Here is a 1,818-nt window from a genome sequence, read left to right as displayed (position 1 = left end):
CCGCCGCAGGTGTGCCACGTGGCACACCCCTGCCCGTCCCCGGAGAGGTATCGAGCGGGGCGAGCAGGTCGCCCAGCGCACGCCGGCGATAGGCGTTGAGCCAACGCCGACGGCGATGCTCGGCCGCGTCATGGATCATGTGGCAGCGCTGGCAGAGCGCAGCCAGGTTGCGTGCCGCGTTGTCGGTCGGATCATGGTTCAGGTGCGCGCACGCGAGATAGACCCGCGTGACGCGCACGAAAGCCAGCGTGCTGGGGCCTGGCGCTCGCACCCGGCGCCCGCGCCCGTCGCGCCACTGCCGGCGATCGGCATCCCACCAGCGGCCATCACCCAGGTGGAATACGCGTGCGCCATGCGGGCGCTGGCAATGCTCGCACCGGCCGTTAGCGCGACCGAAGCGGATTAGCTTCGACAGCTCCGGCCAGTCGATCGGGTAGAGCCAACGATGTTCGGGCATGATCGGCATGACGATTCTATGAGTCAGCCGAGTAGAGAACGAAAGCAGAAAATCGTCGCTCGCCGAGAGCCTTCGCCTTTGCCGCGCCACTGGCGAAGGCCCCCGTCCCAAGCGGGTTCTCACGCCCGGATGACGATCGCCGCGCGGGACGTCGCCACAGTCGCAGCATCACCGATCCGGCCGTCAAACGCCAGCTCAATAAACGGACCACCCGCGCCGGGTGGGCCTGGTTTGTAGAGGCAGTCCGTCAGTCTCTCCTATCGTGAGGGGCGCGCCACGCCGCCTCAAGGATCGGCGGTCCCCCCAATTTGCTGCGCAAATCGGCTCCCCCGCCACCCGGCAAGCCGGCCGCGTGCGCGGTCCGCTGACCCGGCGCGGCGCGCCCCTCCCGATGGCGATGCCAATCACGGCATCACGGAGGTTTCCATGTCCCATCATCGCCTGTTCGGGCAGCTCGCCTTCGAGCGCGCGCTTGGCATGGCCGCGATCAACGCGCTGGCCCAGGCCGTCGCCGAGAGCGAGCAGTTCCGCGCCGCGGGGCGCGACCGTGACCCGATCCACTTCTGGGTTCTCGTCGGCGAGCTGGAAGAAGTTGTGCAGGACCGAATCCGCGATGTGCTGGACGGTCCCGGCTTGGGCGTCGTCGAGCGCGGCGAGCTGTTCCATCAGCCGCGTATCGCCGAGCTGGTCCTGGCCGCTCGCGATGCACGCAACGCGCCCTCCTGACGAGGGCGCGCTTTCGCGCGACGCTGCCGTGCGAAGATCCGCACCGCGCCATCCGACGCCGATCGCCGCCGCGATCGGCGCGAGGGGAACGCCAAGGCGCTGCCCTTTCGTTCCCGAACGACAATCTTGCCGCCCGTGTAATCCGCCAACCGCGGCACCCGTCGCACAGCTCCGGCCGCGCTAGGCGGCTCGCCCGCGCCGGCATCAAGATTCTCGCTCCCCCTCCCCATCCCGTTCCTCGCCGGAACGGCAGGGCCGCAGGCCGTGCCCATGCGGCCCATGCCAGAAGGAGGACCACCATGCGCAACCCTGAACACCTTGAAGCCATCCGGCGCTTGAACGACGCCGCCCGGAGCAAACCCGGCGTAGGGTCGATCGCCAATGTGACTTCCGGCTTTCACTCCCTACCCGCTGCCGATCGCTTCGCCGCGCTGGCGCAGATCGTGGGGTTCACGAACTTCAACGGGGACAACGACCCCTATGGCGAGCATGATTTCGGCGCGGTCTACCGACTGCCAAACGGCCGATGGACCCAGGAGCGGCCGACCGACGAGGCGATGATCATCACAACGGTGTTCTGGAAAGTCGATTTGTATGATCCGGGCCTTGTCAAGTTCGCATTGAACGGTTCCTTC

General features: G+C 67.8%; 3 protein-coding genes. 2 read left to right on the top strand and 1 reads right to left on the bottom strand.

Features of this window, described 5'->3' with window-relative positions:
• Positions 1-466 (bottom strand): hypothetical protein (locus AX709_RS17240; protein WP_066551198.1); only part of this gene is annotated, 466 nt, incomplete at its 3' end.
• A 417-nt stretch (positions 467-883) separates the two neighbouring features.
• On the opposite strand from AX709_RS17240, the gene AX709_RS17235 reads away from it, so the two are divergent.
• Both AX709_RS17235 and AX709_RS17230 read left to right on the top strand, forming a co-directional pair.
• Complete coding sequence (locus AX709_RS17235; RefSeq protein ID WP_066551195.1) at positions 884-1,183, top strand: hypothetical protein; 300 nt, start codon at positions 884-886, stop codon at positions 1,181-1,183.
• Between the two features lie 299 nt (positions 1,184-1,482).
• Positions 1,483-1,818: DUF3768 domain-containing protein (locus AX709_RS17230; protein ID WP_066551193.1), on the top strand; the 336-nt coding region annotated here is incomplete at its 3' end.

It is taken from the genome of Sphingomonas sp. CCH15-F11 (genome assembly GCF_001557005.1).
Taxonomy (GTDB): Bacteria; Pseudomonadota; Alphaproteobacteria; order Sphingomonadales; family Sphingomonadaceae; genus Sphingomonas.
This window is presented reverse-complemented; position numbering and strand designations above follow the sequence as displayed.